The 22,666-nt window shown below is 71.4% G+C and carries 17 protein-coding genes and 3 pseudogenes; 12 read left to right on the top strand and 8 right to left on the bottom strand.

Annotated elements, in window-relative coordinates; all coding sequences use genetic code 11:
- Positions 1–223: 223 nt before the first annotated feature.
- Both QMK28_RS11600 and QMK28_RS11595 read right to left on the bottom strand, forming a co-directional pair.
- The gene (locus QMK28_RS11600) at positions 224–2,818 is read right to left on the bottom strand and encodes a DHA2 family efflux MFS transporter permease subunit (protein WP_326437001.1); all 2,595 of its coding nucleotides are present in this window, start codon (positions 2,816–2,818) and stop codon (positions 224–226) included.
- Positions 2,819–3,152: 334 nt separating this feature from the next.
- Entirely contained in the window at positions 3,153–3,605 is a 453-nt protein-coding gene (locus QMK28_RS11595) for an SRPBCC family protein (RefSeq protein ID WP_326437000.1), read from the bottom strand.
- A gap of 606 nt (positions 3,606–4,211) precedes the next feature.
- Here QMK28_RS11595 and QMK28_RS11590 point away from each other — a divergent pair.
- A pseudogene (locus tag QMK28_RS11590) lies at positions 4,212–4,655 on the top strand (GNAT family N-acetyltransferase); the annotation flags it as partial.
- 92 nt (positions 4,656–4,747) lie between these two features.
- Here the strand turns inward: QMK28_RS11590 and QMK28_RS11585 are convergent.
- Positions 4,748–5,329, bottom strand: coding sequence for a HEAT repeat domain-containing protein (locus QMK28_RS11585; protein ID WP_443050683.1), 582 nt, complete (start codon positions 5,327–5,329; stop codon positions 4,748–4,750).
- A gap of 813 nt (positions 5,330–6,142) precedes the next feature.
- Between QMK28_RS11585 and QMK28_RS11580 the strand changes: the two genes are divergently transcribed.
- From QMK28_RS11580 to pssA, 9 genes are all read left to right on the top strand, one after another.
- Positions 6,143–8,005 (top strand): 3-hydroxyacyl-CoA dehydrogenase family protein, encoded by a 1,863-nt coding sequence (locus QMK28_RS11580; RefSeq protein ID WP_326436999.1) that lies wholly within the window; start codon positions 6,143–6,145, stop codon positions 8,003–8,005.
- A gap of 160 nt (positions 8,006–8,165) precedes the next feature.
- Positions 8,166–9,011 carry a TetR family transcriptional regulator gene (locus QMK28_RS11575; RefSeq protein WP_326436998.1) on the top strand — a complete coding sequence of 282 codons (846 nt, stop codon included), beginning with the start codon at positions 8,166–8,168 and terminating at the stop codon, positions 9,009–9,011.
- A 355-nt stretch (positions 9,012–9,366) separates the two neighbouring features.
- Positions 9,367–10,740 carry a crotonyl-CoA carboxylase/reductase gene (gene ccrA, locus QMK28_RS11570; RefSeq protein ID WP_326436997.1) on the top strand — a complete coding sequence of 458 codons (1,374 nt, stop codon included), beginning with the start codon at positions 9,367–9,369 and terminating at the stop codon, positions 10,738–10,740.
- 12 nt (positions 10,741–10,752) lie between these two features.
- Positions 10,753–12,765 carry a protein meaA gene (locus QMK28_RS11565; protein WP_326436996.1) on the top strand — a complete coding sequence of 671 codons (2,013 nt, stop codon included), beginning with the start codon at positions 10,753–10,755 and terminating at the stop codon, positions 12,763–12,765.
- On the top strand, positions 12,762–13,754 hold the full coding sequence (locus QMK28_RS11560; RefSeq protein WP_326436995.1) for an HpcH/HpaI aldolase/citrate lyase family protein: 993 nt from the start codon (positions 12,762–12,764) through the stop codon (positions 13,752–13,754). Before QMK28_RS11565 ends, QMK28_RS11560 begins: the two co-directional genes overlap by 4 nt.
- Before the next feature lie 5 nt (positions 13,755–13,759).
- Complete coding sequence (locus QMK28_RS11555) at positions 13,760–14,272, top strand: MaoC family dehydratase (protein WP_326436994.1); 513 nt, start codon at positions 13,760–13,762, stop codon at positions 14,270–14,272.
- Entirely contained in the window at positions 14,272–15,477 is a 1,206-nt protein-coding gene (locus QMK28_RS11550) for an acyl-CoA dehydrogenase family protein (RefSeq protein WP_326436993.1), read from the top strand. Before QMK28_RS11555 ends, QMK28_RS11550 begins: the two co-directional genes overlap by 1 nt.
- Positions 15,478–15,645: 168 nt before the next feature.
- On the top strand, positions 15,646–16,296 hold the full coding sequence (locus tag QMK28_RS11545; protein ID WP_326436992.1) for a phosphatidylserine decarboxylase: 651 nt from the start codon (positions 15,646–15,648) through the stop codon (positions 16,294–16,296).
- Entirely contained in the window at positions 16,283–17,137 is an 855-nt protein-coding gene (gene pssA, locus QMK28_RS11540; RefSeq protein WP_326436991.1) for a CDP-diacylglycerol--serine O-phosphatidyltransferase, read from the top strand. Before QMK28_RS11545 ends, pssA begins: the two co-directional genes overlap by 14 nt.
- Before the next feature lie 281 nt (positions 17,138–17,418).
- Here the strand turns inward: pssA and QMK28_RS11535 are convergent, their stop codons facing one another.
- Positions 17,419–18,561: a glycerate kinase gene (locus QMK28_RS11535; RefSeq protein WP_326436990.1), complete on the bottom strand. Its 1,143-nt coding sequence runs from the start codon at positions 18,559–18,561 to the stop codon at positions 17,419–17,421.
- 383 nt (positions 18,562–18,944) lie between these two features.
- Here QMK28_RS11535 and QMK28_RS11530 point away from each other — a divergent pair, with 383 nt between their 5' ends.
- Both QMK28_RS11530 and tnpA read left to right on the top strand, forming a co-directional pair.
- Positions 18,945–19,199, top strand: a complete 255-nt coding sequence (locus tag QMK28_RS11530; protein ID WP_326436989.1) for a hypothetical protein — start codon at positions 18,945–18,947, stop codon at positions 19,197–19,199.
- Positions 19,200–19,311: 112 nt separating this feature from the next.
- A pseudogene (tnpA, locus tag QMK28_RS11525) lies at positions 19,312–19,729 on the top strand (IS200/IS605 family transposase).
- Positions 19,730–19,799: 70 nt separating this feature from the next.
- On the opposite strand, the pseudogene QMK28_RS11520 reads toward tnpA, so the two are convergent.
- The 4 genes and pseudogenes from QMK28_RS11520 to QMK28_RS11505 all read right to left on the bottom strand — a co-directional run.
- Positions 19,800–20,198: pseudogene (locus tag QMK28_RS11520) on the bottom strand (O-acetyl-ADP-ribose deacetylase); the annotation flags it as partial.
- Positions 20,195–21,616, bottom strand: coding sequence for a phytoene desaturase family protein (locus tag QMK28_RS11515; RefSeq protein ID WP_326436988.1), 1,422 nt, complete (start codon positions 21,614–21,616; stop codon positions 20,195–20,197). The pseudogene QMK28_RS11520 and the gene QMK28_RS11515, both read right to left, overlap by 4 nt.
- A gap of 39 nt (positions 21,617–21,655) precedes the next feature.
- Positions 21,656–22,483 (bottom strand): inositol monophosphatase family protein, encoded by an 828-nt coding sequence (locus tag QMK28_RS11510; RefSeq protein ID WP_326436987.1) that lies wholly within the window; start codon positions 22,481–22,483, stop codon positions 21,656–21,658.
- A partial coding sequence (locus tag QMK28_RS11505; RefSeq protein WP_326436986.1) for a hypothetical protein occupies positions 22,480–22,666 on the bottom strand: 187 nt, incomplete at its 5' end. The genes QMK28_RS11505 and QMK28_RS11510, both read right to left, overlap by 4 nt.

The following is a 22,666-nucleotide window of genomic DNA, read 5'->3' as shown; positions in this document are numbered from 1 at the left end:
GTGCCGTGGTCCATGAGCGGAAGGCCCCTTCGTACGCAACGATCTGCGCCACCGTCACCACGGTAGGGGCAACACGGCGGGTCGCGCGGGGCAACGACCGAATACGTTGCGCGCCGGGGGCGTGCGCCGGTGCGAACGGCGCTGCGCACGCCGCCGGTCGCCTCCCCCGTACCGGCCGCACCAAGCGCACCACCACCCGGGCCCGCCCGCCCCACTCGAAGGGCTAGTCCGCGTGGCCGAGTTGCAGGTCCCGCTCCGTACGACCGCCGCCGGCGACCTGGAGCACCGTCGCCACCGGCGGATAGCCCGCCGTGATCACGGTGTACTCGCCCGCCGACAGATCGACGAACCGGAACAGCCCGTCCGCGCCCGTCGTGGCCGTGTCCACCACATTGCCCGCCGCGTCCAGCAGCGTCACCCTGGCGTCCTCGACCAGCCGGCCGCCGCCCGCCCTGACCGTCCCGCGCAGCACCGCGCCGCCCGCCAACTCGACGTCCTGCCGGGTCTCCCGCGACGCCTGCACCGTTACGGGGAGCGCGGCGGGGCGGAAGGCGGGGGCGCTCGACGCGAGGGTGTACTCCCCCGAGACCAGCTCGGCGATCACATAGCCGCCCTCGCGCCCGCTGCGGGTCGAGGCGACGACGTCTCCGCGTACGTCGGTCAGCGTCACCATCGCGTCCCGCACCGGAGTGCCGTCCGCGGTCAGCACGCTCCCGGCCAGCCGTCCGGCGCCGCCCAGCACCACGTCCAGCTCGACCGGCCGCTCGCCGACCGTGATGGTGACGGCCTGCGGCTGATGACCGCCGGCCGCGGCGATCAGGACGTACGCGCCGGTACCGGGCGTGCTCAGCGCGTACCGCCCGTCCTCGCCGGTCGCGCCGCGGCCGATCTGCCGGCCCGCGATGTCGATGAGGGTGAGCGCGGCGCGCGGCACCGTGCTGCCGTCGTGGTGCTGGACGGTGCCGCAGACCGGGATGCCGGCCGAGGCCCCGGCCCCCGGCCCATACGGCCCGTGCGGCGAGGAGGTGCGCGCGCGTGCGGATGCCGGTGACGACGCCGGGTATCCGGCCCGGGCCCCGCCTGCCGGAGCCTGCTCCGTCGCGGAGCCCGGCGCCGATCCCGTCGCAGCGCCCGTCGCCGGCCCGGGCGCCGATCCGCTCGCGGGGTGCCGCGCGGCCGGGACCGTGGGGCCTTGCTGGTCGGTGTGGGACACCAGGGGTTTCTCCTTCAGCAGGAAGGCGAGCAGGAAGCCCAGGACGAGCACCGGCACGAGGTAGAGGAAGATCCGCGGCATGGCGTCGGCGTACGCCTGTAGGTAGCCGTCGCGCAGCGCCGCCGGCAGCGCGTGGACCAGTTCCGGGGTGATCGAGTCCGGATCGGGCAGCCGGGCGCCGGGCGCGGCTTTCCAGCCGGCGCTGTCGTCGGCCAGGTTGTCCGTCAGCCGGTCGGCGAAGAGCGTGCCGAAGACGGCAGCGCCGACCGAGCCGCCGATCTGACGGAAGTAGCTGCCGGCGCTGGTGGCGGTGCCGAGGTCGGACGGCCGTACGGAGTTCTGGACGGCCAGCACCGGCACCGGCAGCACCAGCCCGATGCCGAGACCGAGGACCGCCATCCAGAGGCTGTAGACGCCCCGGCCGGTGTCCGCTTCCAGCCGGGAGAGCAGGTACATGCCCTCGGCGGCCAGCGCGCAGCCGAGGATCGGGAAGATTTTGTAGCGGCCGGTGTGACTGATGAGTTGGCCGGAAACAACGGACGCCAGGACGATGCCGCCCATCATGGGCAGCATCAGCAGCCCGGACCCGGTGGCGCTCGCGCCGTCGACCATCTGGAGGAAGGTCGGCAGATAGCTGGCCGCGCCGACCAGCGCGACGCCGACGACCGCGCCGAGCAGGCCCGTCACATTGAAGACGCCGTCCCGGAACAGCCGCAGCGGCATGATCGGTTCGGCGGCGAAGTACTCGACGGCGGCGAAGAGCAGCGCGGAGCCCAGCGCGCCCAGGGCGAGCCCGAGGATGACCCGCGACTGCCAGGCGTACTCCGTGCCGCCCCAACTCGTGAGCAGCACCAGGCAGCTGGAGAAGGCGGCGAGCAGCAGTGCGCCGAAGAGGTCGAGCTTCGGGCGGCCGGCGGGCTTGGGCAGTTTGAGGACGACCGCGATGACGGCCAGGGTGACCAGGCCGAACGGGATGTTGAGGTAGAAGCACCAGCGCCAGGAAGCGTGGTCGGTGAAGAAACCGCCGAGCAGCGGCCCGGCGACGCAGGCGAGGCCGTACGCGGCGCCGATGAGGCCCAGGTAGCGGCCTCGTTCGCGGGGCGGCACGATGTCCGCCATGATCGCCTGGACGCCGATCAGGAGTCCGCCGCCGCCGATGCCCTGGACGGCCCGGAAGGCGATCAGTTCGTTCATCGTGCGCGACCAGCCGGCCAGCGCGGAGCCGATGACGAAGACGAGGATCGCGAAGATGAAGACGCTCTTGCGGCCGAAGAGGTCGCCCAGCTTGCCGTAGAGCGGCAGTGCGATGGTCGAGGCCAGCAGATAGGCCGTCACCGCCCAGGACATCCGGTCCAGGCCGTGCAGCTCGCCGACGATCTTGGGCAGCGCGGTGGCGACGATGGTCTGGTCGAGCGCCGAGAGCAGCAGCGTGAGCATCAGGCCGACGAAGACCATCCGCACCCGGCGCGGCGGCAGTTCGACGGCCGCGCCGCTCGACGGGGCCGGGCCGGTGGACGCGGGATCGCGCTCCGCGGCCGCGCCGCCGGGTGCCGGGGCGGCGCCGATGCGCGGCTCGCCCCTCTTCAGCAAGGTGGTCACGCCCACGTCCCGCTCCCCTCGTCGCGCCGGCACCGCCGCCCATTTCTCGCACTGGGCGATCACAATGAGCAAACGAGGGGATGCGCTGCGTGAGGATGCGGGAGGGGGGAGAGCGACCACCCGGTCTGTTGCCCGGGGTGTCTACCGGTCGCTCATCAGGGGATTCGTCAAGGCCGCGGCACGCCGGACCCGCCCGGCCGACCGGGACGCGCCGCGGCGGAAACCACTCGAACCGGTGAGCGGCGGGAGCTGCATTCCGGCTCCGCCGAGGTGCCCGGCTACCGCTTCACAGCCTCGCCCGACCGCTTCCGACCGCTTCTCGGCCACCGCCGCTACGCGACTACTTCTCGACGTCCTCGACGTCCTCGGCGAGCTTGGCGAGCACCGCGTCATAGATGCGGCCGAGGCCCTTGGGCGCGAAGGTGCGCTCGAAGAAGCCGCCGACGCCGCCCGCGCCGTTCCACACCGTGCTGATGACGGCCCGCGCCTTGCCTTCTCCCGCAGGGGTGACGGTCCAGGTGGTGACCATGGACGAATTCCGGTCCGTCTCGACGAGCTGACCCGTCGTCGGCTCGGTGACGTCCAGCAGGCAGTCGCGCACCCGCTTGCTGGTGGCCTGCAACTTCCAGTGCACGACGGTGCCGGCGCCACTGCCGCCCTCAAGCACCTCGTACTCGCTGAAGTGCTCGGGCAGCAACTTGGCGCGCGTGTCGGTGTAGTCGGCGAGCGCGTCGATCACCTCCTCCGGCTCCGCTGCGATGATCCGCTCCGTGGTGGCCTCGACCTGCGCCATTGCTTCCTCCGGTCGTTGTCCGTCGCTTTGCGGCAACCCAACCACCAACGCGCCCCCCGCCCAAATCCGGCGGTGGCGGGAATGCGCCGCGCTCGCGCCCCCGCCCGCCGCGCGCGCCGGGCGGGGGGCCCGGTGGTGCGCGCAGGGGCGGCCACACCGCCATGTGCGCGCCGACCCCGGCTACCCGCCGCGCCCGGCCGCCGGTCTCGGCGCTGGTCTCGGCGCTGGCCTCGTTCAGGCAGGTGACAGTGCCGCGCCTGCCGCGCCTGCCGCGCTGCGCGTCTTCGCGTCTTCGCGTCTTCGCGTCATCGCGTCATCGCGTCATCGCGTCATCGCGTCCAGCACGGCGCCCGAGGAAACATCCCAGACCTGAGGCTGGAGAGGCCGCTGCCCACCAAGGACCGGGACCGGCTCCGCACCCGGCCGCACGGCTACGATGACGCTGCCGAGCAGCGCTGCGACGGGCCCCGCGAACAACCGGCGACAGCCGAGGAGTCGCGGACGCGCTGCCCGCCAGGCTGACCGCAGGCAGCCCCGCGCCCAGCCCGCCCGGCGGCTGAGGCCGGTCTGAGAGGGACACGCCGTCCCGACGCGCTCATACGGGAGATGACCGAAGCCGACATCGACGCGGTGTCCGCGGTACGGGTACGCGGCTGGCAGGCGGCGTACGCCGGACTGATGCCCCAGTCGTACCTGGACGCGCTGAGCGTCGGCGAGGACGCCGACCGGCGACGCCGCTCCTTCGCCGCGCGCGAGGCCGCCGGCCTGGTCAATCTGGTCGCGGAGCGGGACGGCGAGGTGGTGGGCTGGGCCTGCTTCGGCCCGTGCCGCGACGACGGTCCGCCGTCCGGCGACGGCGAGTCGGCCCGCGAGACGCCCGGGGAGTTGTCCGGCGAGTCGTACGCCATCGCCGGTGAGTTGTACGCCATCTACGTACGGCCCGACCTCATCGGCACCGGTATCGGGCGCGCCCTGCTGGACGCCGTCCTCGTGCGGGCCGCGCAACGCCCCTTCCGCCGACTGCTGTTGTGGGTTGTCCGGGGCAACGCCCGTGCCCGGCGCTTCTACGAGCGCGCGGGCTTCGCGGCCGACGGCGCCGAGGAGTCGTCCGACACGGGCGGCGTCGCCGTGCCCGAGCTGCGCTACGCGCTGGACCTCGGACCGGCCGCGGGCTGGCCCGTGCAGAGCGCGAGCGCGCGATCGGCCGCCTTCCGCAGCCGTGCGTCGTCACGGGCCGCCGTCAGAACCGGCACCGCCCGGCTGTCGCCGAGGACGCCCAGCCCCTCGACGCAGGCCAGCGCGATCGGCAGATGGCGGTCCTGGGCGGCCAGCAGCCGCTCCAGGGTCGACAGCAGCGCCGGTACGGACTCCGGGGCGCGGAGTTCCGCCAGCAGCCGCACCGGGTGGAGGGCGTACGCCGTCCGCAGCCGGTTGGTGGCGAGCGCCGCCGCCGCGCGGGCGGTGCGCGGGTCGCGGAGCCGGGCGAGGGCGTACGCGGCGGTGGCGCAGCGCGCCGGGTCGCGGTAGTTGAGGAGCAGCACCAGGGCCTCGAAGGCGCGCCGGTCACCCGCACAGCCCAGCGCGAAGGCGGCGATCTCCCGGACCCACAGCGGCTGTTCCGCCGCGACCAGCACCAGGGCCAGCTCCTCGCGGGCGGTGGGGCCGGCCGGGGCGGCGTACGGCGCCTGATCGTGCCGCTTGGGGTCTCTCTGCTCGGGCAGCATGCCGTGCGGGCCGCCGCGCGCCCGGCCACCCGGGTCGGCGTCGCCGCGCTCCGGGCCTGCGGGCTCTGAACCGTCGGGCCCCCGGCCACTCCGTTCCGAACCCTCGGGTCCCCGGCCGCCCCGCTCCGGACCGTCGGCCTCCGGACCGGCAAGCCCCGGACCGGCAAGCCCCGGGCCGTCAGCCTCCGGACCGTCGGCCTCCGGGCCTGCGAGCTCCGGGCCGTCGGCCTCCGGGCCCGAGGGCTCCCCGCCGCCGCGCACCGGACCGTCCGGCCTCCGGCCACCCGCCTCCGGGCCGCCCCGCCCCGAGGCAGTCGCCCGGCCGCCGCCCGCCCCCGGCCCACCCGGCACGCGGAGCTCCCGTACCAGCGCGAGGACCCGCTCGTACGCCGCGAACTCCGCGTAGGTGGCCAGTTCGGCCCGCACCCGCCCCAACAGCGTATGGAATTCGTCTTCCATTTTCCGCCCTCTTCCGCCAGTGGCCCGCGCCACAGCCTAGGACGCTCCGCTCCTCTGGCGCTCTTGGTTACTGGCGAGTTAAGCTCCGGGAACGAGCTCATCCGCTCGTGGCGGCCTGGTGACGCAGCCGCCGAAAGCGCAGTCGGTTCGGCACGCAGTACGGCACGGCCCCGGGACAGGGCCTGCCGCTTCTCCTCCTGGGCATCGACCCGCTGGGCACACCCGGCACGGGTCGCAACGCCCAGCGTGCGCCGCAGCACGCAACTCCTTTTCCGCTCGCGCTCTTTCACGCGGCGGACACCCCTCAGTCGTCACTTCTCCCCGCGTTCGGGGAAGACATTCTGGAGTCCCGCGATGGACCGTAAGTCCACCCCTCCCTCCGCTCCTCCCGCCGCCGCCTCCGCCGTGCCCGAATCCGCCGCTCCGGCCGGCGTCCCCGCTTCTGGGCGCACCGTCGCCGTCGTCGGCCTGGGCACCATGGGCACCGGCATCGCCGAGGTGCTGGCCCACGCCGGGCATGAGGTCATCGGCATCGACGTCAGCGACGCCGCGGCCCGCCAGGCGGTCGCCGCGCTGGAGAGCAGCACCGCCCGCGCGGTGCGCCGCGAGCGCATCACCGAGGAGGAGCGGCGCGACGCCCTGGCGCGCTTCCGCACCTTCCCCGACCTGCAGGCGGCGGCCGACGCCGAGCTGGTGATCGAAGTGGTGCCCGAGGACTACGACCTCAAGCACCTGGTCATCACCGCGCTCGACGCCATCGTCAGCCCCGAGACCATCATCGCGACCGGCACCAACGCGCTGTCGGTGACCCGGCTCGCCGCCGAGTCCGCGCACCCCGAGCGGGTGCTGGGCCTGCACTTCTTCAACCCGGCGCCCGCCATGAAGCTGGTCGAGGTCGTCTCGTCGGTGCTGACCGCGCCGCGCGCCGTCGAGGCGGTCACCGCGCTCGCCCGCGAGCTCGGCAAGGAGCCGGTCGCGGTCGGCGACCGGCCGGGCTTCGTCGCCGACGGACTGCTGTTCGGCTACCTCAACCAGGCCGCCGCGATGTACGAGGCGAAGTACGCGACCCGCGAGGACATCGACGCCGCGATGAAGCTCGGCTGCGGCCTGCCGATGGGCCCGCTGGCGCTGCTCGACCTGATCGGCGTGGACACCGCGCGCACCGTTCTGGAGGCCATGTACGCGGCCTCCCAGGACCGGTTGCAGGCCCCGGCGCCGATCCTCAAGCAGCTCACCGAGGCCGGGCTAACCGGCCGCAAGACCGGCCGCGGTTTCTACACGTACGAGACCGCGGGCAGCGACGCGGTGGTGCCCGACGCCGAGACCCCGGCGGCCGACGACGCGGGAGCGGCCGGCATCCGCACCGTCCGCGCCGTGGGCGTCGCGGGCTCCGGCACGATGGCGAGCGGCATCGCGGAGGTCTTCGCGAAGGCCGGCTACGACGTGGTGATCGCCGCCCGCGGGTTGGAAAAGGCCGAGACCGCGAAGGCCCGGATCGCCAAGTCGCTCGCGCGCTCGGTGGAGAAGGGGCGGCTGACGGGCGAGGCCCGGGACGCGGCGCTCGCCCGCGTCACCCCGGCCGGGACGCTCGACGCCTTCGCCGACGTGGACCTAGCGGTCGAGGCGGTCGCCGAGGACCTGGCGGTCAAGCAGGAGCTGTTCGCGACCCTCGACAAGGTCTGCAAGCCGGGCGCGGTGCTGGCCACCACCACCTCCTCGCTGCCCGTCGTCGCGTGCGCCCGCGCCACCTCGCGCCCGCAGGACGTCATCGGGATGCACTTCTTCAACCCGGCGCCCGCGATGAAGCTGGTCGAGGTGGTCCGCACCGTGCTGACCGCCGACGACGTGCACGCCACCGTCCGCGCGGTGTGCGCCAAGATCCGCAAGCACCCGGTGGACTGCGCGGACCGGGCCGGCTTCATCGTGAACGCGCTGCTGTTCCCGTACCTCAACAACGCGGTGAAGATGGTGCAGGAGCACTACGCGACGCTGGACGACATCGACGCCGCGATGAAGCTGGGCGGCGGCTACCCGATGGGGCCGTTCGAACTGCTCGACGTAGTCGGCCTGGACGTCTCGCTCGCGATCGAGAAGGTGCTCTTCCGCGAGTTCCGCGACCCGAGCCTGGCCCCCGCGCCGCTGCTGGAACACCTGGTCGCGGCCGGCTGCCTGGGCCGCAAGACGGGCCGCGGCTTCCGCGAGTATGCCCGCCGCTGAGCGGACCGGTCCGGACACCAGGAGCACCGGGGTCGGATGGGGCGGGCTGCTGGAGCCGTACGGCGGCCCGCCAGGCGTGCGGGGGCCGCCCGCGCCGCCGGGGCGCGTACCGGTCCCGGTGCCTCCCCCACCAGGGGTTCGGGAGCCGCCCCCGACGCGAATGCAGTACGTTCGGCCCATGTCCCAGCCCGTGAGGTCCGCCCGTACGCTGCAATCGACTCCGAACCGGACCACGGACGGCGCGGAGACCCCCGGCAGCCGCCGGGCCGCCGCGCAGCGCCTCAAGATGCGCCGGGAACTGGCGGCGGCGGCGATGGAGCTGTTCGCGGCCAAGGGCTACGAGGCCACCACGGTCGACGAGATCGCGGCGCGGGCCGGAGTCGCGCGCCGGACCTTCTTCCGTCACTTCCGTTCCAAGGAAGAGGCGATCTTCCCCGACCACGACGACACCCTGGTGCGCGCCGAGGCGGTCCTCGACGCCGCCCCGCCGCACGAGCACCCGCTGGACACCGTCTGCCGGGGCATCCGCGAGGTCATGCGGATGTACGCGGCCTCCCCGGCCGTGTCCGTGGAGCGCTACCGGCTGACCCGCGAGGTGACCACCCTGCGGGAGCGCGAGATCGCCTCGGTGGCCCGTTACGAGCGGCTCTTCACCCGCTATCTGCTGGGCCACTTCGACGAGACCGCGCACCACGACGGCGACGACGACCCGCTGCTCGCCGAGGTCGCCGCCTCCGCGGTGGTCACCGCGCACAACCACGTGCTGCGGCGCTGGCTGCGCGCGGGCGGCCAGGGTGACGTGGAGAGCCAGTTGGACCACGCCTTCGCGATCGTCCGGGACACCTTCGGCAGCGGGATAGGCGCGGGCAGATCGGCGGCCGGCGAGCAGGAGCCGCCGGCCGCGACCGTCTCCCGGCAGGGCGAGGTGCTGGTCGCGGTGGCCCGTACCGACGCACCGCTCGGCGAGGTCATGCGCACCATCGAGCGCGCGCTGCGCCGCGACTGAACGCACACAAAGCAACACACACAGTGAAAGCCGTCCCGCTATGGGGCGGCTTTTCCTGCTAAGCACTGCTCATGCGTGCACAGCGGATGACAACTGCGCGAAATTGTTGGCACCCAGTGTCTTGTCGAGTGGCACGCGGTGCCATACCTTGAAGGTGTCCGGGCGGCCGGCGCGCAGACATACCCGTCGTGCGCCGGCTGTCCCCGCAATCCGATTGCGGCCCGGACGCCTGCGTCACAGGCACCTCCCGCGCTACCCGCGCTGCCGAGCACCATCCGCCGAACCGACGGCACCCACCCACCAAATCCCCAGCGTTCCCTCAAGCGTCCCCGAACGCTTCGCCGGAGGCCCCACTGTGAACGAAATCCTGGACGCGATCCTCTCGCCCGACAGCACCAAGGCCGACTTCGCCGCCCTGCCGCTCCCCGAGTCCTACCGCGCGGTCACCGTGCACAAGGACGAGCAGGAGATGTTCGCGGGCGTCGAGAGCCGGGACAAGGACCCTCGCAAGTCCCTGCACCTGGACGACGTGCCGCTGCCCGAGCTCGGCCCCGGCGAGGCACTCGTCGCCGTGATGGCCAGCTCGGTGAACTACAACTCGGTCTGGAGCTCGATCTTCGAGCCGGTCTCCACCTTCAGCTTCCTGGAGCGGTACGGGAAGCTCTCGCCGCTCAGCAAGCGGCACGACCTGCCGTACCACGTGCTCGGCTCCGACCTGTCCGGCGTCGTGCTCCGCACCGGCCCCGGCGTCAACGCCTGGGGCCCGGGCGACGAGGTCGTGGCGCACTGTCTGTCGGTGGAACTGGAATCCTCCGACGGCCACAACGACACGATGCTCGACCCCGAGCAGCGGATCTGGGGCTTCGAGACGAACTTCGGCGGCCTCGCCGAGATCGCGCTCGTCAAGTCCAACCAGCTGATGCCCAAGCCCAAGCACCTGAGCTGGGAGGAGTCCGCGGCCCCGGGCCTGGTGAACTCCACCGCCTACCGGCAGCTGGTCTCGCGCAACGGCGCCGGCATGAAGCAGGGCGACAACGTCCTGATCTGGGGCGCGAGCGGCGGACTCGGCTCCTACGCGACCCAGTTCGCGCTGGCCGGCGGCGCCAACCCGATCTGCGTGGTCTCCAGCGACCAGAAGGCCGACATCTGCCGCCGGATGGGCGCCGACGCGATCATCGACCGCAACGCCGAGGGCTACAAGTTCTGGAAGGACGAGCACACCCAGGACCCGCGCGAGTGGAAGCGGCTGGGCAAGCGCATCCGTGAACTCACCGGCGGCGAGGACGTCGACATCGTCTTCGAGCACCCGGGCCGCGAGACCTTTGGCGCGTCGGTCTACGTGACCCGCAAGGGCGGCACGATCGTCACCTGCGCCTCGACCTCCGGCTACACCCACGAGTACGACAACCGCTACCTGTGGATGAGCCTCAAGAAGATCGTCGGCTCGCACTTCGCCAACTACCGCGAAGCCTGGGAGGCCAACCGCCTCGTCGCCAAGGGCAAGATCCACCCGACGCTGTCGAAGGTCTACTCGCTGGAGGACACCGGCCAGGCGGCGTACGACGTGCACCGCAACCTCCACCAGGGCAAGGTCGGCGTCCTGGCGCTGGCCCCCGAAGAGGGACTGGGCGTGCGCGACCACGAACTGCGCGAGCAGCACGTCCACTCCATCAACCTGTTCCGGGACGACGCGCCGGCACCGGCCGCCCCGAACCACCGGAACGTCTGAGAGACGCACCATATGACTGAGCGTCAGAAGGATCGTCCGTGGCTGATGCGGACCTACGCGGGCCACTCCACCGCCGAGGCGTCCAACGAGCTGTACCGCAACAACCTCGCCAAGGGCCAGACCGGACTGTCGGTCGCGTTCGACCTCCCGACGCAGACCGGTTATGACCCCGACCACGTCCTGGCCCGCGGCGAGGTCGGCCGGGTCGGGGTTCCGGTGTCCCACCTCGGCGACATGCGGCGGCTGTTCCAGGACATCCCGCTGGACCGGATGAACACCTCGATGACCATCAACGCCACCGCGATGTGGCTGCTGGCCATGTACCAGGTGGTCGCCGAGGAGCAGGGCCTCGACATCACCAAGCTCTCCGGGACGACGCAGAACGACATCGTCAAGGAGTACCTGTCGCGCGGGACGCACGTCTTCCCGCCCGGCCCCTCGCTCCGGCTGACCACCGACATGATCACGTACGCGGTGGCCAACCTGCCCAAGTGGAACCCGATCAACATCTGCAGCTACCACCTCCAGGAGGCCGGGGCGACCCCGGTCCAGGAGATCTCGTACGCGATGGCGACGGCGATCGCCGTGCTCGACGCGGTACGCGACTCCGGCCAGGTGCCGGCCGACAAGTTCGGCGACGTCGTCGCCCGGATCTCCTTCTTCGTCAACGCGGGCGTCCGCTTCGTCGAGGAGATGTGCAAGATGCGCGCCTTCAGCCGCATCTGGGACCAGGTCACCCGCGAGCGCTACGGCATCGAGAACGACAAGCAGCGCCGCTTCCGCTACGGCGTCCAGGTCAACTCGCTCGGCCTGACCGAGGCCCAGCCGGAGAACAACGTCCAGCGCATCGTGCTCGAAATGCTGGCCGTCACGCTCTCCAAGGACGCTCGCGCCCGCGCCGTCCAACTCCCCGCCTGGAACGAGGCGCTGGGGCTGCCCCGGCCCTGGGACCAGCAGTGGTCGCTGCGCATCCAGCAGGTGCTCGCGCACGAGAGCGACCTGCTCGAATACGCCGACATCTTCGACGGCAGCCATGTCATCGAGGCCAAGGTCCAGGAGATCGTCGAAGCGACGCTCGCCGAGATGGCCGTGGTGGAGAAGATGGGCGGCGCCGTCGCGGCCGTCGAGTCCGGCTACCTCAAGTCCCAGCTCGTCTCCTCGCACGCCGAGCGGCGGGCCAGGATCGAGTCGGGCGAGGAGAAGATCGTCGGCGTCAACTGCTACGAGACCACCGCCCCCAGCCCGCTCACCGCGGACCTCGGCACCTCGATCATGACCGTGGACCCGGCCAACGAGGCCCGCGTCGTCGCCGCGCTGCACATCTGGCGCGACGACCGCGACGAGCACCGCGCCCAGGAGGCCCTCGCGGTCCTCAAGGCGGGCGCGGCAGGCGACGTCAACCTGATGGAAGCCACCCTGGAGTGCGTACGCGCCGGTGTGACGACCGGCGAGTGGTCCTGGGCGCTGCGGGACGTCTTCGGCGAGTTCCGCGCCCCCACGGGCGTCAGCAGCGCTCCGGTGGCCGTCACCGCCGAGGCCGGCACCCCGCTCGCGCAGGTGCGCGAAAAGGTCACCGCGACCGCCCGCGACCTGGGCGCCGGCCGCCTGCGGCTGCTCGTCGGCAAGCCGGGCCTGGACGGGCACAGCAACGGCGCCGAGCAGATCGCCGTACGGGCCCGCGACGCCGGCTTCGAAGTGGTCTACCAGGGCATCCGGCTCACCCCGGAACAGATCGTCTCGGCGGCCGTCGCCGAGGACGTGCACTGCGTGGGCCTGTCGATCCTGTCCGGCTCGCACGCCGAACTGGTCCCCGACGTCCTGAACCGGCTGCGCCGGGCCGGCGTGGACGACGTCCCGGTGATCGTCGGCGGCATCATCCCGTCCGGCGACGCCGAGGACCTGCGCGCGGCCGGAGTAGCGGCCGTGTTCACCCCGAAGGACTTCGGCATCACCGAGATCATCGGCCGTATCGTCGACGAGATCCGCAGAGCGAACAAGCTCGAACCACTGGAGGTCCCCGTATGAGCGCCCCCGTCACCGCCCCCGCCACCGCCGACGGCTTCACCCGGCTGCGCCCGCGCCGCTCCTGCCTGGCCGTGCCGGGCAGCAACCCGCGCTTCCTGGAGAAGGCCCAGGGACTCCCCGCGGACCAGGTGTTCCTGGACCTGGAGGACGCCTGCGCGCCGCTCGCCAAGGAGGGCGCCCGGCACACCATCGTCGACGCGCTCAACAACGGTGACTGGACGGGCAAGACCCGGGTCGTGCGGGTCAACGACTGGACCACGCACTGGACCTACCGCGACGTCGTGACGGTCGTCGAGGGCGCGGGCCCCAACCTCGACTGCATCATGCTGCCGAAGGTCCAGGACGCCACCCAGATCAAGGCGCTCGACCTGCTGCTGACCCAGATCGAGAAGACGATGGGCTTCGAGGTCGGCAAGATCGGCATCGAGGCGCAGATCGAGAACGCCAAGGGCCTGGTGAACGTCGACGAGATCGCCGGCGCCTCGCAGCGCATGGAGACCATCGTCTTCGGCCCGGCGGACTTCATGGCCTCGATCAACATGAAGACCCTGGTGGTCGGCCAGCAGCCGCCCGGCTACGGCGCGGACGCCTACCACTACATCCTGATGCGCATCCTGATGGCGGCCCGTACGCACGACCTCCAGGCCATCGACGGACCGTTCCTGCAGATCCGCGACGTGGACGCCTACCGCGAGGTGGCGGGCCGCGCGGCGGCCCTCGGCTTCGACGGCAAGTGGGTGCTGCACCCCGGTCAGGTGGCCGCCGCCAACGAGATCTTCTCCCCTGGCCAGGAGGACTACGACCACGCCGAGCTGATCCTCGACGCGTACGACTACTGCACCTCCGAGGCGGGCGGCGCGAAGGGCTCCGCGATGCTCGGCGACGAGATGATCGACGAGGCCAGCCGCAAGATGGCGCTCGTCATCGCGGGCAAGGGCCGCGCCGCCGGCATGACGCGCACATCCAAGTTCGAAGCCCCGGAGGCCTGAGCGCGATGCAGTTCGGACGCACATACGAGGAGTTCGAGGTCGGTGCTGTCTACAAGCACTGGCCTGGAAAGACCGTCACCGAGTACGACGATCACCTTTTCTGCCTGCTCACCATGAACCACCACCCGCTGCACCTCGACACCAACTACGCGGGGAAGACCACCGACTTCGGGCAGAACGTCGTGGTCGGCAACTACGTCTACTCGCTGCTGCTCGGCATGTCGGTGCCGGACGTCTCCGGCAAGGCCATCGCCAACCTGGAGGTCGAGTCGCTCAAGCACATCGCGCCGACCTTCCACGGCGACACGATCTACGGCGAGACGACCGTGCTCGACAAGACCCCCTCGCGCTCCAAGTCGGACCGCGGCGTGGTGTACGTCGAGACCACCGGCTACAAGCAGGACGGCACCGTCGTCTGCGTCTTCCGGCGCAAGGTGATGGTTCCCACGGAGAGTTACATCAAGGAGCGCGGCGGCGAGCAGCCCGGCCGCCCCGAACCGATTCGCCGGGAGAAGTGATGGGACGCCTCGCGCAGACCGATGGATTGACCGATATTCAGCGGGAAATCCTGTCCACCGTCCGCGACTTCGTCGACAAGGAGATCATTCCGGTTGCGACCGGACTGGAGCACCGCGACGAATACCCGGTGCAGATCGTCGAGGGCCTCAAGGAACTCGGTCTGTTCGGGCTGATGATCCCGGAGGAGTACGGCGGCCTCGGTGAGTCACTTCTCACATACGCGCTGTGCGTGGAGGAGATCGCCCGCGGCTGGATGAGCGTGTCGGGGATCATCAACACCCATTTCATCGTGGCATACATGCTCAAGCAGCACGGAACGCAGGAACAGCGGGACTACTTCCTGCCCCGGATGGCGACCGGCGAAGTCCGCGGCGCGTTCTCGATGTCGGAGCCGGCGCTGGGCTCGGATGTCGCCGCGATCAGCTCCAGGGGCGTCAGGGACGGCGACGAGTACATCCTCAACGGCCAGAAGATGTGGCTGACGAACGGCGGTACGGCCAATCTGGTCGCGGTGCTGTGCAAGACCGACGAGGGCCACCCCGAGGGCACCGCCCCGCACAAGTCGATGACCACCTTCCTGATCGAGAAGGAGCCGGGATTCGGCGAGGTCAAGCCGGGTCTCACCATTCCCGGCAAGATCGACAAGATGGGCTACAAGGGGGTCGACACCACCGAACTGATCATGGACGGGGTGCGCATTCCGGCCAATCGCGTACTCGGCGGACAGACCGGGCGCGGTTTTTACCAAATGATGGACGGTGTCGAGGTCGGCCGGGTGAATGTGGCCGCCCGTGGTTGCGGTGTCGCACAACGTGCCTTCGAGTTGGGTGTCTCCTACGCGCAGCAGCGCCATACCTTCGGCAAAGCCATCGCGGAACACCAGGCAATTCAGTTCAAACTCGCCGAGATGGCCACCAAGGTCGAGGCGGCCCATGCGATGATGGTAAATGCAGCTCGCAAAAAGGACTCGGGACAACGCAATGACCTAGAGGCCGGGATGGCCAAGTACCTGGCTTCCGAGTACTGCAAGGAGGTCGTCGAGGACGCGTTCCGCATCCACGGCGGCTACGGCTTCTCCAAGGAGTATGAGATCGAGCGGCTCTACCGCGAGGCTCCCATGCTCCTGATTGGTGAAGGTACCGCCGAGATCCAGAAAATGATCATTGGCCGCCGGCTACTCGAGGACTATCGAATCCAGGGGTGATTGTCGCTTTTGGTACATTTTGACCGAGAAGAAGATCACACCCTGTCATCGCGAACCGGCCATCGACTGGCCTTGGCGCTTGCTCAGTTGCCGCTCGCAACCGATACCATCCCCGGAAAGCCGCCGTCCCCCTCTTATACGCGGCATCCTCCGCTACGAAGGTCATCCATGCCCGACAGTCAATCCTCTGCAGCACCACGCGGCCGCGTCCGCCTCGCGCGCGGAGCGTCGCCGTGGCTCCTCCCGACCGTCGCCACGGCTGCGGTCAGCCTCGTCCGAGCGCGTCGCTCCGGGCGCTGGGCTGCCCTCGCCGTGCCCTCCACCGTGCTCGCGGCCGGCATGCTGTGGTTCTTCCGTGACCCGGAGCGCGAGATCACCCAGGGTCGCGTCATCTCTCCGGCCGACGGCGTGGTGCAGAGCATCATGCCGTGGAAGGACGGGCGCACCCGCGTCGCGATCTTCATGAGCCCGCTGAACGTCCACGTCAACCGCGCGCCCCTCGCGGGCACGGTGACCTCGGTCGAGCACATCCCCGGTGGATACGTTCCGGCGTTCAACAAGGAGAGCGAGAACAACGAGCGCGTCGTCTGGCACTTCGACACCGAGCTCGGCGACATCGAGCTGGTGCAGATCGCCGGCGCCGTCGCCCGCCGCATCGTGCCGTACGTGCCGCGTGGAGCGAAGCTGGAGCAGGGCGAGCGCATCGGCCTGATCCGGTTCGGCTCCCGCGTCGACGTGTACCTGCCGGAAGGTGTCGAGACCGCGGTCGAGGTCGGCCAGGTCACACAGGCTGGGGTGACTCGTCTTGACCGTGGTTGATCCCGACACCCAGGCAGCCTGGGTCCCCGAAGCCGACGTCGACGAGGACGAGGAGAGCATGCCGCTGTCCACTCGCCTGTCGATAGCGGACACCCTCACTCTCGGTAACGCGACCTGCGGCTTCATGGCCGTGTACTTCACCACCACCGGCGTCCTCATCCCGCACCTCACGGGCAGCGAGGTCGGCGGAATGGCCCGGCACAGCGCCGCGACCGCGGTGATACTGATGCTGCTGGCGTCGGTCTTCGACCTGTTCGACGGGCTCGTGGCGCGCAAGCTGCGCAGCTCGGCGATGGGCGCCGAGCTGGACAATCTCTCCGACCTGATCAGCTTCGGTCTCGCTCCCGCCTACTTCGTGGTGGTCTGGGGCATGGTCACCGAGGGCGCGCACCAGCGCGTCTCGGCGGTGGCCGCGATCGTGGTGCTGCTGGCGGTGGTCCTGCGGCTTGCGAGATTCTCCTGCGTGACGCTGAAGGACGGCGTCTTCCAGGGCATGCCGAGCCCCTTCGGCGCGCTGACGGTCGTCTCGATCGTGCTGCTGGAGCTGCCCTTCATCCCGACGCTGCTGGCGATCATCGGGGTGGCCTGGCTGATGGTGAGCCGGGTCGAGTACCCGAAGCCACAGGGTGTGCTGGCGGTGGCGATGCTGAGCTGGATCGTGATCTCCATGGGCATGCTGGCCGCGTGGGCCTTCGACGCGCCGGGCGGCACGCTGCTGCTGCAGACCGCCTGTGCGCTCCAGGTCGTGCTGGGCGCGGTGATCCCGCTCTTCGCCACGGCCCGCAGAGTGAACACCTTCCGCGGCAACCGCCGCGAGGCGCGGACGGCACAGATGCCGTAGCGCCGGACCGTACGACATGCCGAGGGCCCCCGAGCGATACAGCTCGGGGGCCCTCGCCGTGCCGGGCCCTCGCCGTGCGGGCGGTGACCGCGAAACGGTTGACCGGGTCCGTCCGGTGGCCGGATTGTCCTCAGGCTCCCCCCAGCCCTTCCCACACCCCCCAGCCTTCGGCCGGGAGGTGCCCCCGGGCGCTTGAGGACAGCGCGGCCGAACGGACACGGGCGGCTGCGGCCCGGCGTCCGCGCACCGCCGCGCACCGCCGCGCGCGGATCGGTCGCGCGTCAGCTCAGGAAGTCGTGTGCGATGTTCTCCGCCACGCGTTCCAGGATCGGGCCCGCCTGGGCCATGCAGACCGCCGGGTCCGGCTCCAGCTCCGTGAGCGCGTACGCACGCCGTATTCCGGCGCGGCCCAGCACCTCGGGGGCCAGTGTGAGACGCCCGCAGACGGCGATCACCTCGATGTTCTGGGCGCGGGCCGCCGCGGCCACCCCGGCCGGGGCCTTGCCGTGCAGGGTCTGCTCGTCCAGCGAGCCCTCGCCGGTGATCACGAGGTCCGCGCGGTCCAGGGCGTCCGCGAAGCCGAGCACGTCGAGCATCACGTCGATACCGGGCCGGAAGGTCGCGCCCAGGCCGACCAGCGCCCCGTAGCCGATGCCGCCGGCCGCTCCCGCGCCGGGCGACTGGGCGACCGTGGGCATGGCCGTCTTCTCCAGCACCCGGGCGTAGTGCGAGAGCGCCGCGTCCAGGGTCGCGACGTCCTGCTCGTCCGCCCCCTTCTGCGGCCCGTAGACGGCCGGTGCGCCCTTCGGGCCGGTGAGGGGGTTGTCCACATCGCTGGCGAGCACGATGCTCACCCGCGCGAGGCGCGGGTCGAGGCCGGAGAGATCGGCCGTGGCGAGGTCGCCGAGCGAGCCGCCGCCCGGCGCGATCGGCTCGTCGTTCTTGTCGAGGAACCGGGCGCCCAGCGCGGCCAGCATGCCCGCGCCGCCATCGGTTGTGGCGCTGCCGCCGACGCCGAAGACGATGGTGCGCGCTCCCGCGTCCAGCGCGCTGCGGAGCAGCTCACCGGTGCCGTACGTGGAGGCGGTGAGCGGCTCGAAGACGCCCTCGGGAAGGTGGCGCAGCCCCGATGCCTCGGCCATCTCGACGACCGCGGTGTCCCCGCGCAGGGCGTAGGTCGCTGTCACCAGGTCGCCGAGCGGGCCGCTCACCCGTGCCTCGCGGCGTTCGAAGCCCGCGGCGATCGCGGCGTCGACGGTGCCGTCGCCCCCGTCGGCGACGGGCAGCGCTTCCACCTCGACACCGGGTGCGACCCGGCGCAGCCCGGCCGTGACGTGCTCGGCGACCTGCACGGCGGTGAGCGAACCCTTGAACTTGTCCGCGGCGATCAGTACATGTCTCGTGGGCCTTGCGGCGTCCGCCACGTGGCATCCCCTTACTTTCCGGGCCTTGCTTTCGCACAGGCAGTCGCGCCGCTGCGACCTTATCCGCCGGACCCCCGCGTTGCCCATGGCGGTCCGCGGTGCGCCGGGTCCGGACAAAGGGAGATTCGGCCGACCGGCGGAGCGGCGCATTCCCGGATGCCCTCCGATCCCGGGTTTCCCGGTCCCGCTCCGCGCTATTCGCGGCACGCCTTCCCGGAGAATCCGCCAGAAGGCGGTAGAAGGCGGCAGAAGCCGATGAAAAGCGGCGGAAAGCTGATCCGGCTCTCGGAAACGGGCTTCGAGCCGGCGGCTTGGAAGGATGGACATGGGGCCGAGGCCCCGGCCCGTGGCCGGTCCGCGCGGCAGTGCGCTGACTGGACGGCATGGCAACGGAATCAGTGAATGACCAGGTGTCGGTGCTCGGCGCGACGGGCAAGACCGGACGGCGCGTGGTCTCCCGGCTGCGAGCCGCGGGACGGTCGGTGCGGGCAGCCTCCCGGTCAGCGAGCCAGGGGATCTCCTTGCGGGCCTGGCGGATCGCCGCGTCGGCGTCGGACAGGGACGGCCGTCGGCACGCGGGGGCCATCGTCCACCAGTCGTGCAGCAGATTCCACAACGCCCGCGCGGCGTGCGCCTGATCCTCCAACCTGGCTTCCTGCACCGCAGACAGCACGAGCAGCGCGCGATGACCACGCTGCCGCCTCACCAGCCCCCGCTCCAGCCCCATACCAGTGATCGTATCGTCGCCCTATGTCACCGCGCTCGGAAACCGATCCCACCGTGCGCACAAGTCGTCACGTCGTCCACCACCTTCATGCCCACGTGGTTTCGTCACCAAGTACCGCCGGAAGGCGTTCACCGACGCCATGCTGACCCGCTGTGAAGAGATCGCGCGCGAGGTCCGCACAGGCTTCGAGGCCGAGCTGCGCGAGTTCAACGGCGAACAAGATCACGTCCACCCGCTCGTCCAACTACCCGCCCAAGATCGCCCTGCCCAAACTGGCCAACAGCCTCAAGGGTGTCTCCTCCCGGAGGCTACGACAGCCACCTCCGCCGCCACCTGTGGCGCGGACACTTCTGGTCCCGCTCATACTTCGCCGGGTCCTGCGGCGGCACACCGCTCACCGTCGTCCGCCAGTACATCGAGAACCAGCAACGCCCCGCCTGAACCTGCCGGCCAGAGCACTTCTCAGAATCGCTTCACCCCCGCCCTAAAGGGCGGAGCACTGCGATTAGCTCCGGTAAATGCCGGTGGACACGGCGGGAAAGGCGACCGTGCGGGCCCCCAACTCCCTTGCGGCGCGCAGCGATTCGCGGTAGCAGGAGGCCAGCAGGTCCGAGCGGTCCTGCTCGGCGGACCAGACGGGGCCGACGGTGTGCACGACCCAGCGGGCGGGCAGCAGGCCGGCCGTGGTCGCGACGGCCTTGCCGGTGGCCAGCCCGCGGCCGTAGTGGGAGGCGCGCAGCTTGCGGCAGTCCGCGAGGATCTGCGGGCCGCCGCGCCGGTGGATCGCGCCGTCGACGCCTCCGCCGCCCAGCAGCGAGGAGTTGGCCGCGTTCACGATCGCGTCCACCGTCTGCTCGGTGATGTCGCCGCGTACGAGCGTCAGGGCGACCGGGGCCGAAGGGGCGGTCATCGGGACGTCTCCCGGAGCCGTCGCCAGACCGCCTTGGCCGCGTGGTGCCCGGACATGCCGTGGACTCCGGGGCCCGGCGGGGTGGCCGCGGAGCACAGGAAGACGGCCGGGTGGGCGGTGGCGTACGGGACGCGGGCGAGCTTGGGACGCAGCAGGCTCTGCATGCCCGCGAAGGCGCCGCAGGCGATGTCGCCTCCCACGTAGTTGGCGTTCTTCGCGGCCAGTTCGGGCGGGCCCGCGACCGCGCGGGCGAGCACCCGGTCGCGGAAGCCGGGGGCGAAGCGCTCGATCTGCCGCTCGACCAGGTCGGTGGCGTCGCCGGTCCAGCCGTGCGGGACGTGCCCGTAGGCCCAGAAGGTGTGCTTGCCCTGCGGGGCTCTGCTCGGGTCGACGATGCTCGGCTGGGCGGTGATCAGGAAGGGCACGGACGGTTCGCGGCCCGTGACGGCCGCGGTCAGCGCCGCGCCGATCTCCGTGCTGCTGGGGCCGATGTGGACGGTGCCGGCCCTGCGCGCGTCCTCGGCGGTCCAGGGGACCGGGCCGGCCAGCGCGTAGTCGACCTTGAACACGCTCGGGCCGTAACGGTAGTTGCGGTAGGCGTTGCCCAGCCCTGCGATCCGGGCGAGCGCGGTCGGCGAGGTGTCGAAGATGTACGCGCGGGCCGGCGGGAGGTCGTCCAGGCGCTTCACCTCGAATCCGGTGTGGATCGCGCCGCCCTGCTCGCGCAGGTAGGAGCCGAGCGCGTCCGAGATGGCCTGCGAGCCGCCGCGCGGCACCGGCCAGCCGTTGGCGTGGGCCGCGACGGCGAACATCAGCGCGATGCCCGCGGTCGCGAAACCGTTGAGCGGGGCGATGGCGTGCGCGCTGAGGCCTGCCATCAGCGCGCCCGCCTTCTCGCCCCGCCAGCGGCGGCCGAGCAGCGAGACGGGCTGCGCGGCGAGCAGGCCGAAGCGGGCGTACGTCAGCGGGTCGCGCGGCAGCCCGTCCCACTGGGTGCGCAGGTAGTCGGCGGCGAGGCTGTCCCACTTGCCGATGAAGGGCGCGACGAGCCGACGGTACGTACCGGCGTCGTACGGCCCCAGCGACATCGCGGTCTCGCCGACGGAGCGGGCGAGCGTCGCCGCCGTGCCGTCGGGGAAGGGGTGCGCCATGGCGAGTTCGGGTTGCAGCCACTCAAGGCCGTGCCGGGCGAGCGGCATCGCGTTGAAGGCGGGCGAGCCGATGCCGAGGGGGTGCACCGCGGAGCACGGGTCGTGCCGGAAGCCGGGGAGCGTGGACTCCTCGGTCCGCGCGCCGCCCCCGATCGTCTCCGCCGCCTCGTACACCTCGACCTTGAACCCACGGCGGGCGAGTTCGACGGCGGCGGTCAGCCCGTTGGGCCCGGCCCCCACGACGACCGCATCGAGCATGGACGGCACCTGGGCCTCCTCCTCGTCCTTGAGGATCAGCTGTGACGATCAGCCGGCGGCTGCCAGCAGGCCAAGGATATGCCGCGCGGTCGCGGCGTCCCGCGCCGCGGTGAAGGGCAGGGCGTTTCCGCCCGCGATCCGGAACGGCTCCCCCGCGACCGTGCCGCTGGAACCACCCGCCTCGGCGACGAGCAGCAGGCCGGCCGCGTGATCCCAGGCGTTCTCCCAGGAGAAGGCGATGGCGTCGATCTCGCCCCGCGCGACCTTGAGGTATTCGAGCCCCGCCGAGCCGCAGGGACGCGGGGCTATGCCGTCGGTCTCCAGTACGGCGAGGGCCCGCTTCTGGGCGTCATCGGTGAAGTCGAAGTGCGAGATGGCCACTTCGAGGGTCTTCGTGGGCGCGGGTGAGCCGGCCCGGATCGGCTCTCCGTTGAGCAGCGCTCCCGCACCGCGCCGCGCGATGGCCATCAGGCCGAGGGCCGGCGCGTACGTCCAGGAGGCGAGCAGCTCACCGCGGTGCGCGAGGGTGACGAGCGTCGCGAAGCCCGGCTCGCCGCGGACGAACTGACGGGTGCCGTCGACCGGGTCGACGATCCACACCGGGGCGTCCCCGCTCAGCGCGGCGAGGATGCCGGGATCGGCGTGCGCGGCTTCTTCGCCGACTACGACGGAGCCGGGCAGCAGGGCGGTGAGCGAGGCGGTGAGGTGCTCCTCGGCGAGCCGGTCGGCGATGGTCACGAGGTCGTGCGGGCCGTTCTTCTCGCTGATCTCATGATCCGCGAGCTGCCGGAATCGCGGCATGACCTCGTCGGCGGCCGCCTTGCGAACCGCCTCCTCGACGCCGGACAGATCCACGGTGGCGATGTCTTCGATCATGCCTCCATCGAACCACGCCCCACCGACAACGCGGGCTGCCGTGGGATGAACGGCAGGAAGGGGGCAGACGGCGGGGCGGGGGCGAACGCCTCGGCCGGGGCCGGAGCGGAAACCTCGGCCGGGGCCGGAGCGGAAACCTCGGCCGGGGCCGGAGCGGAAACCTCGGCCGGGGCCGGAGCGGAA

The sequence above is a fragment of the Streptomyces sp. H27-D2 genome, from assembly GCF_035828615.1.
Classification (GTDB): domain Bacteria; phylum Actinomycetota; class Actinomycetes; order Streptomycetales; family Streptomycetaceae; genus Streptomyces.
Note: the sequence above shows the minus strand (reverse complement) of the source record. Positions and strands in the feature narration are given on the sequence as shown.